Annotated in this window: 9 protein-coding genes and 1 riboswitch; of the genes, 8 read left to right on the top strand and 1 reads right to left on the bottom strand. The window is 29.8% G+C overall.

Translation table 11 applies throughout. The features are described 5' to 3' along the window. Positions 1 to 335: 335 nt before the first annotated feature. From VK071_02020 to VK071_01990, 7 genes are all read left to right on the top strand, one after another. Positions 336 to 599, top strand: a complete 264-nt coding sequence (locus tag VK071_02020) for a GNAT family N-acetyltransferase (protein ID HLR34086.1) — start codon at positions 336 to 338, stop codon at positions 597 to 599. 266 nt (positions 600 to 865) lie between these two features. Continuing rightward, positions 866 to 1,594, top strand: a complete 729-nt coding sequence (locus tag VK071_02015; GenBank protein ID HLR34085.1) for a lysoplasmalogenase family protein — start codon at positions 866 to 868, stop codon at positions 1,592 to 1,594. A 162-nt stretch (positions 1,595 to 1,756) separates the two neighbouring features. After that, positions 1,757 to 1,950, top strand: a riboswitch (cobalamin riboswitch). A 293-nt stretch (positions 1,951 to 2,243) separates the two neighbouring features. After that, entirely contained in the window at positions 2,244 to 3,095 is an 852-nt protein-coding gene (locus VK071_02010; GenBank protein ID HLR34084.1) for a YitT family protein, read from the top strand. Positions 3,096 to 3,301: 206 nt separating this feature from the next. Further along, complete coding sequence (locus tag VK071_02005) at positions 3,302 to 4,993, top strand: Na+/H+ antiporter NhaC family protein (protein ID HLR34083.1); 1,692 nt, start codon at positions 3,302 to 3,304, stop codon at positions 4,991 to 4,993. Positions 4,994 to 5,384: 391 nt separating this feature from the next. After that, the gene (locus tag VK071_02000) at positions 5,385 to 5,555 is read left to right on the top strand and encodes a hypothetical protein (protein HLR34082.1); all 171 of its coding nucleotides are present in this window, start codon (positions 5,385 to 5,387) and stop codon (positions 5,553 to 5,555) included. Between the two features lie 139 nt (positions 5,556 to 5,694). Then, entirely contained in the window at positions 5,695 to 6,171 is a 477-nt protein-coding gene (gene msrA, locus VK071_01995; protein ID HLR34081.1) for a peptide-methionine (S)-S-oxide reductase MsrA, read from the top strand. Between the two features lie 14 nt (positions 6,172 to 6,185). After that, positions 6,186 to 7,139 (top strand): 2-hydroxyacid dehydrogenase, encoded by a 954-nt coding sequence (locus tag VK071_01990; GenBank protein ID HLR34080.1) that lies wholly within the window; start codon positions 6,186 to 6,188, stop codon positions 7,137 to 7,139. Positions 7,140 to 7,194: 55 nt separating this feature from the next. Here VK071_01990 and VK071_01985 read toward each other — a convergent pair whose 3' ends face one another. Then, the gene (locus VK071_01985; protein ID HLR34079.1) at positions 7,195 to 7,848 is read right to left on the bottom strand and encodes an HAD-IA family hydrolase; all 654 of its coding nucleotides are present in this window, start codon (positions 7,846 to 7,848) and stop codon (positions 7,195 to 7,197) included. 149 nt (positions 7,849 to 7,997) lie between these two features. On the opposite strand from VK071_01985, the gene nrdD reads away from it, so the two are divergent. Continuing rightward, positions 7,998 to 9,207, top strand: a 1,210-nt coding sequence (nrdD, locus tag VK071_01980) for an anaerobic ribonucleoside-triphosphate reductase (GenBank protein HLR34078.1), incomplete at its 3' end; no start/stop codon positions are given.

Raw genomic sequence — 9,207 nt, 5'->3', positions numbered from 1 at the left:
AGATATCAAATATATATCTTTCATTTTTTAATATAGCCCTCCCTAAAAATAATAATCATTATCAATTATAATTTAATTTATACTATACTTCAAGCTTTCCATAGACATATTATTTAACAATGTCCCAGATTGTTCACTATTTATATAATATATACTATTTCTAATAAGTTAGTGGAATGGTCTTGGCTGACTTAGTGAACTGCCATCACTTATAGAAGATGAGAGAATTCTTGCAAGTCTAGGTTAAAAGTATCAAGGGGTATAGCGTACATTATAGTTTCTCGGGGCCATGGATTTTTGTTATAATGTAGAGAGTATATATTAGTAGCTAGATAATGAACAAAGGAGAGTTAAATATCAAGGACAATTTTGCTATAAGATTTGCTAAAAGAGAAGATACAAAATTAATTTTTAATTTTATTAAAGAATTAGCAGAATATGAAAAACTATTAAATGAAGTAGTGGCTGATGGGAAACCTAGTATTTACTTAGAAGATTTATATGTAAGGTCTGAATACAGAGGGAAGGGATTCGGTAAAAAGCTTTTATCCTATTTAGCTAATCTATGTATAGAAAGGGATTGTGGGCGTTTAGAATGACGGGTATTAGATTGGAATAAATCATCTATAGATTTTTATAAATCTATAGATGCAGTAGCTATGGATGAATGGACAACCTATCGTATGACAGAAGATGTAATTAAAAACTTAGCTAAAGAATTATAGGAAAAGCTTAGAAATGGCTTTTAAAAAAACTGTATATATTTAAAGAAGTGGAGAAAAATAGAAATGTCATCTAATTATGCTTTTTAAGGTCTATATATGGAAATATAGGGTGTTAGAATTATAATAAAGTGGTGAATATAGTGAAAAATAAAAATTACAAGAACTTAATAATTAAAATTCTATTATTAATAATTGGTATATTGTATATATTATTTTTATATCTAGATTGTTCTAACAAAATTATATTTATTTCCACAGATAATATAAAGTTTATATGTATAATCTTATGTTTTATAATAGCTTTACTAACAGGAAAAAATGCCTTAAATAAAAAAGATTTATTTCTACTACAAATTGGATTATTTTTCACTGTTATTGCTGATTACTTTTTTCTTATTAAGCACAAATATACTTTAGGAGTACTTTCCTTTTGTATTGTTCAAATTATTTATTCTATAAGACATGATATTCAAAAGAAAGATGTAACTATACGAAATTATATAATTATATTGTTGCTAGTGTTTTTTAGTTATTTAATAATCAATACTTTTATTATAAAGATAGATTTATTGTTTGTAGTAGGATTCTATTATTCTATAGCATTAATAACTAGTGTAGGAAAAGCTATAAAAGCTAGAAAAAATAATTTATATCCATATCCAAATAAGCATATGATTGCCTGGGGAATTATACTCTTCCTTTTATGTGATATTAATGTAGGGTTAGCCAATATAACAAAGGTTGTAAATCTATCACAAAGTTTACTAAAAACATTTTTAGACAAATCTTTTCTATTAATCTGGCTATTTTACCTTCCTTCCCAAGTGTTACTTGCATTAAGTGGATATAAGTATTTTCATAAGTTTTAGCTTAATATATTTGTGAAATTAGTTGTAAGAAATGGAATATATGTTAGGAACACTTTAAATTATAATTTGGAAAAGTTTAAATATAAAGTATTGGGAAAACTTTGATAAAAACCTTCTATTGACTCCTTCCATATAAAATTATATACTTTAATTAATGTTTAAAAGTTAATATTCAGTAAAGGTACAAGGAAGGATAGGAAAACACTTTTTTGTTTAAAAGGGAAGCAGATGAAAATTCTGTACGGTCCCGCCGCTGTAATGGTGAGGAATTTTATATTTACCACTGAGAATATCGGGAAGGTTTAAAATTCCTATAACCCAAAGTCAGAAGACCTGCCTTTACTTACTCGCCAAAAACTCTACGGAGGATAGGGGGTGCCTTTGCAATCGACTTGCGAGTAAAATCGATTAGTTTTGTTGTGTCTCCTAAGGGAAAAGAGGTTAGGAGTTTTTTGTTGTTAAAAGATGTAAATATAATTGAAATTACAATAAGGGATAATGAATTATAAAAATAAATGATTACAAAATAAATAATTACAAACTGAGAAATTATTTATTATAGTAAACCTATTATTAATTTTGCTAATGAAAAGGATTTTATTTGGAATAAGGGAAATATAGTAATTTTTATTATGTAAGGGGGCAAAATATGAACAAAAAAATTAAGGAATATTTATTGATTACAATTGGCATGGTTATGGTTGCAGCCGGGATGTATTTTTTTCTTATGCCTAATAATTTAGCAGTTGGGGGAGCTAATGGTATAGCGGTTGTTCTACATTATTTTATACCTAGTATGTCTGTAGGATTTCTTATGATACTCATTAATATATTATTATTTATAATAGGTTTTATATTTATTGGAGCAAATTTTGGAATTAAAACAATTTATGCAAGTTTAGGAGTTTCAGGCTCTGTTCTGTTGTTGGAAAAAGTTGTTCCCATGACAGGACCCATATCAGAGGATCTTTTAATCCAATTATTCTTTGGAATTTTAATATCTGCCATAGGCATGGGAATAGTTTTTAATCAAAATGCCTCCACTGGAGGTACAGATATAATTGCAAAAATACTAAATAAATTTTTAGGTATTGAATTAGGAAAGGGAGTTTTATTTTCAGACCTTTTTATTATATTGATGGCTGGCTTTGCTTTTGGACCAGAACTTGGAATGTATTCCTTATTTGGAGTAATAATAAATGGATTTTTAGTAGATGCAACCATTGAAGGATTAAATATATATAAAGAGGTTAATATAGTTAGTGATTATAACAATGATATAAAGGATTATATAGTTACTAACTTAGAAAGAGGAGCTACTTTATATGAGGCAAAGGGAGCATTTACTGATAGCAAAAAAGAAGTGCTTGTAACTGTAGTAGATAGAAAAGATTTTATCCGGCTTAAAAACTTTATAAAAGATGTAGATGGAAATGCTTTTATAACGGTAAATCATGTAAATGAAGTATTAGGTGATGGGTTTAAAAATATACAGGATTAATATAGAAGTAATAGAAACTATCCAGAAATGGATGGTTTTTTACTTTCAATGGTGTGAAAATTTTGACATTTAATTGCTAATTTAATATTAAACTGTCTAAAGATTAGACAATAAGAAAAGACATGATGAAAAATGTAAGAAAATATTTATTGTATAGCCTTAATGACAATGGTAAACTTATGTAAAGAACTACAAGGAGGGATATTGTGAATAGAAAAAGAATTATGATTTTAGTTTTTTTGTTAACTTTAACATTTTCCTTACCAGTTTTTGCAGAAGGGGAAACATCTGTTGACTTTGGTTGGTTATCAATTTTACCTCCATTACTAGCTATTGTCCTAGCATTTATAACAAAACAAGTATTAATTTCACTATTTTTAGGAATTTTTGTTGGTGCCACAATGTTGGCAGGTTGGAATCCATTTTATGGTTTCTTAAGAACTCTTGATAATTATCTAGTAGGTTCTTTGTCAGATTCCTGGAATGCATCTATAATTATCTTTTTATTAGCTATAGGTGGAATGGTTGGAGTAGTGAACAAAATGGGTGGAACTATGGCGATTGCAGAAGCGTTAGGGAAAAAGGCTAAAAATCCTAAAACCGCCCAACTTTATACTTGGATACTTGGAATACTAGTGTTTTTTGATGATTATGCTAATACACTAATTGTTGGACCTACTATGAGGCCTTTAACTGACAAGAACAAGGTTTCTAAGGAGAAGTTTTCTTACATTGTTGATTCAACAGCGGCACCTGTTGTAGGACTTGCTTTGATTTCAACCTGGGTGGGATATGAAATCGGTGTAATTAGAAATGTCTATCAACAATTGGATATTGAGGCTAATTATTATGGTGTTTTTTTGAAGACTCTTCCTTATAGTTATTATTGTATTTTTGCATTAATATTTGTTTTAACATTAATATTGTTAGAAAGAGATTTCGGTCCAATGTATGAAGCAGAGAAAAGGGCTAGGTTAACAGGAAGGTTAAATGCTAAGAAAGCTAAACCTATGACTAGTGACGAAATTACAGATATGGAAGTTAGAAAAGATATTAAGCTAAAAGCATCTAATGCTATTGTCCCGATACTTACTTTAATTATAATAGCATTTATAGGTCTCTGGTACAATGGCTATACCTTAACTGAAGAGACTGTAAATCCTTTTACTATGGAAGGGCTGAGAATTTGTTTTGGGAATTCAGACTCCAGTATTGTTTTATTATGGGCTTCTATTGTGTCAAGTATTGTTGCTGTGGTAATGGGAGTGGTACAAAAGATATTTACTGTTGATGAAGCTATGGATTCTTGGGTAGCTGGTGCAAAATCTATGGTAATGGCTTGTATGATATTAGTATTGGCTTGGTCCCTTGGAAGCGTTACAGGAGATGTGGGAACGGCTGAATTTTTAGTAGGACAGGTTTCAGATACAATCCCCTTTGCTATCTTACCTGTAATTATATTTTTCCTATCAGCATTAATTTCTTTTGCAACAGGGACTGCTTGGGGAACTATGGCAATAGTTATACCATTAGCAATTCCAATGGCCTATGCTTTTGTACAAAAAGGAGGAGATCCTAATATGATGAATGTCGTCTTAGGAACTGTATTATCTGGTGCTATATTTGGGGATCATTGTTCTCCAATATCAGATACTACCATAATGTCATCTATGGCTTCAGGAGCAGATCATTTAGACCATGTAAAGACGCAAATGCCTTATGCCATGGCTGTAGCAATTGTTTCCGGTTTTAGTTATATATTAGCAGGATTTTTACCAGTTCATCCTATAGTAATACTATTAATAGGTACGGCTATACTTGTAGGGTTTATTAGGTTATTTGGTAAATCTGTAAAGGAAGAAGATTTAAAAAGAGAAGCTATTTTGAAAGAAGAATAAAAGTATAATCTAGTCCTCTATTAACTTAGGGGACTTTTTCAAATGTAAGTAATATGATAGAATCATAATTGTTGTTATAGTTATATGATTACTAGGAGATGGAAGATTTAATGGAAAAAACTATATAGAAAGATAGGAAGTTTTTAAAGGTAATGTTGGCAATTGCAGTTCCAATTGCTTTGCAAAATTTAATAACTTCTTCGTTGAATATGATTGGTACACTAATGATTAGTAACTTGGTAATGCTAGTATTGCTTGGGTAGGTCTTGCAAATCAGGTGTTTTTCCTATACATATTTATGATTTTTGGAATTAATAGTGATTCATCAAAATGTTTAATGGTACTATAATTGTTGGTGTTTTAAGAGATGGGGAGAGATACCAAGTTTTCTATGTTGCTAGAAATGGCATCAGTATGGTTAGTAGCAGTACCTTTAGTTTTTGAATTTCTAGTTCATATAGTTTTAGCTTTAGTTGCTTTAGAGGAAGTAGTGAAAGCTATAATTAGCATACCTAGATTAATTTCGAAAAAATGGGTAAGAAATGTAACAGATAATATGTAATATAAAATAAAAATTAAGGGAAAATATTAATGATAATAGTAAAATTATTCTATAGCTATAATATATTAAGTTGTTTCTAATATATAGAATTTATTTATTAGGATAATTATTGTATGACATAAGAAACGGAGGTGTAACTGTGAAAGAAATAGTTTTAGCAGGAGGATGTTTTTGGGGTGTAGAAGAGTATATGTCTAGGGTAGATGGAGTTGTAGAAACAAAAGTTGGATATGCCAATGGAACCAAACCTAATCCTACCTATGAAGAAGTATGTACTAGTACTACTGGTCATGCCGAAGCTTGTTATGTGAAATTTGATGAAAATATAATTTCTTTGAAAAGTTTACTTTATAAATTTTGGAATATTATTGATCCAACGTTAGTAAATAGACAAGGGCCAGATATAGGAAATCAATATAGAACAGGGATTTACTATATAGATGAAGAAGATCTTTCTATTATTAAAGAGATTTTTAAGGAAGAACAAAAGAAGTATGATGAGCCAATAGTTACTGAAATAGAAGAATTGAAAGTATTTTATGATGCAGAAGAATACCATCAGAAATATTTAAAAAAGAACCCAGGTGGTTACTGTCATATTAATTTAGATTCATAGAAAGGGGATTAATTATGAAAATTGTAGTGTTAGAATCTTTGGGACTTCCTGAAGAAGAGGTCAGAAGTATTGCAAAACCTATTACAAATAAGGGCCATGAATTGGTAGTTTATGAAGATAAAACTGAAGATATTGAGGTTTTAAAAGATAGAGTTAAGGATGCGGAAATATTAGTAATAGCTAATATGCCCTTAAAAGGTGAAGTTATTTCAGCAGCAGAAAATTTAAAAATGATTTCAGTAGCTTTTACTGGTGTTGATCATGTAGACCTAGATGTATGTAAAGAAGAGGATATTAAAGTGTCTAATGCTGCTGGCTATAGTACATCTTCTGTTACAGAATTAGCTTATGGCCTTATAATTTCTTTATTAAGAAATATAGTACCTTTAGATGAAGTAACTAGACTAGGGCAAACTGCGGCAGGTTATAGTCAATTTGATCTTAGTGGGAAAAATTTAGGTGTAATAGGTACTGGTGCCATTGGAAGTAAGGTAGCAGAAATTGGCTTAGCTTTTGGTTGTAATGTATTTGCTTATAATAGAAGTGAAAAAGATGAACTTAAAAAGTTAGGGGTAAAATATTTAACTTTAGATGAACTATTAAAAGAAAGTGATATTGTAACCATTCACTTACCTAATACAAAGGAAACAGAAGGATTAATAAATAAAGAAAAAATAAGATTAATGAAACCTACTGCCTTACTTATAAATACAGCTAGAGGCCCTATAGTGGATAATAATGCTTTAGCGCAAGCTTTAAAAGATGGAAAGATTGCTGGAGCAGGGGTAGATGTTTTTGATATGGAACCACCGCTACCAAAAGATTATCCATTACTAAATGCACCTAATATTGTTGTTACACCTCACATAGGATTTGCTACAAAAGAAGCTATGATAAGGAGAGCTTATATTACTTTTGAAAATATTTCTAAATGGGAAGAAGGAAAACAACAAAATATTATTTTATAGATTAAGATTAAAAAGGGGTTGCTCCCATGGGCACCCCTATTATAAATCTTTTTACCTAATATTTATTAAGTAAGTTTTTTATACTTTCTAAAGTTAAGTCTTCATAGCTATCAACTACAAAGTCTGCTCCAGATAAATCTTGAGTACCGGAATTTTTATTTTGTAATCCAATACATTTCATTCCAGCTGATTTTGCTGCAAGAACACCATTTCTTGCATCTTCAATAACCAAACAATTTTCTGGTTTGATATTCATATACTTTGCAGTAGTTAAAAATATTTCAGGATTTGGTTTTCCCTTTAAAACTTCCTCGCCATTCATAAATATATCGATATATTTAGTTAAATTATACTTTTCTTTAACTGATTCTACAGCATCTCTGTTATTTGATGAAGCTAGTCCCAGGTTATAACCTTCATTGTGCAGGGATTTCATTAACTCTAAAACATTATTTACTAAAGGAATTTCGTCAAGATTTTCTATAAATCTTTTTCTTTTTATATTGATTAATTCTTCTACTGAAAGCTTTATGTCAAATTGTTTCTTAAAAGTATTCCACATGTGGGCATCAGTAGTACCAATAAAATTGTCGCGATTTACATCTAAGTAATTTCCACCCATTTCTTCTAGTAATTCTTTTTCAAGCTTAAGATGTATAGGTTCACTGTCAATAATAACGCCATCCATATCAAAAATTATTCCTTTCAAAATCTCACTCCTTCATTTATTAGAAAATGGTTGACACAATATATAGTTGTTTGATATTATTGAATAACAAAATGTAGTTATTTAATAATATCATCAATAGTTATGATATCATAAAATGTTAAAAAAACAATTAGCAAGGAGGCTTTTTTGTGATAACGAAAATTAAAAAAAGAGATGGTAGAGAAGTAGCTTTTAATATAGAAAAAATTGCAAATGCTATTTTTAGAGCTGCCCAAGCTGCTGGTGGTCAAAATTATGGTACCGCTTTAGATTTAGCAGAAAAAGTAGCCAATTGCTTGGAAACAAAATATGTAAATAAGGTTCCAGGTGTTGAAGATATTCAAGATATGGTAGAAAAAGTATTAATAAAAAATGGTCATGCAAAGACTGCAAAGGAATACATACTTTATAGGGCTGAAAGAACTAAAGCTAGAGAAATGAATACGAGACTTATGAAAGTATTTCAGGATTTAACCTTTAAAGATGCTAAGGGTAATAATTTAAAAAGAGAGAATGCAAACATAGATGGAGATACAGCTATGGGAACCATGTTAAAATATGGTTCCGAAAGTGCGAAACAATTTTATGATTTATTTATGTTAAATCCAAAACATTCAATGGCCCATAAAAATGGAGATATACATATCCATGATCTAGATTTTCTAACTTTAACCACTACTTGTTGCCAAATAGATATAGTGGATTTATTTAAAAATGGTTTTTCTACAGGCCATGGTTATTTAAGAGAACCAAAAAACATTGAAAGTTATGCAGCATTGGCCTGCATTGCAATACAAGCTAATCAAAACGATCAACACGGGGGTCAAAGTATTCCCAACCTTGATTATGGCTTAGCTATAGGTGTTAGAAAAACTTATAGAAAATTATATAGACATAATTTAATAAAGGTACTGGAAATTTTAGCAGAGGATTTTAATGTAAAAGATGAAATAACAAATATATTCGAGGAAATAGAAAAAGAACATAATTTAATTCCATCAATGGACAATAATGAAAGATACTTAAATATAGAGTTTGAATATATATCCAAATATATAGGGGATGAAAAGACAATTAAAAAGGCACAAGAGTTTGCATTAAAGAATGCGTTAAGTGAAACGGAGAGAAGAACATTCCAAGCTATGGAAGCTCTTATTCATAATTTAAATACTATGCATAGTAGGGCTGGGGCTCAAATTCCTTTTAGTTCTATAAATTATGGTACAGATACATCTGCTGAAGGTAGAATGGTAATAAAAAATCTTCTTCTTGCTACAGAAGCGGGTCTTGGAAATGGAGAAACTCCTATATTTCCTATCCAAATCTTCAAGGTTAAGGAAGGGATAAACTATAATCCAG

The organism is Tissierellales bacterium, assembly GCA_035301805.1.
In the GTDB taxonomy this organism is placed as follows: domain Bacteria; phylum Bacillota; class Clostridia; order Tissierellales; family DATGTQ01; genus DATGTQ01.
The sequence above is the reverse complement of the archived record's forward strand: the minus strand, read 5'-3'. Positions and strand labels throughout refer to the sequence as shown.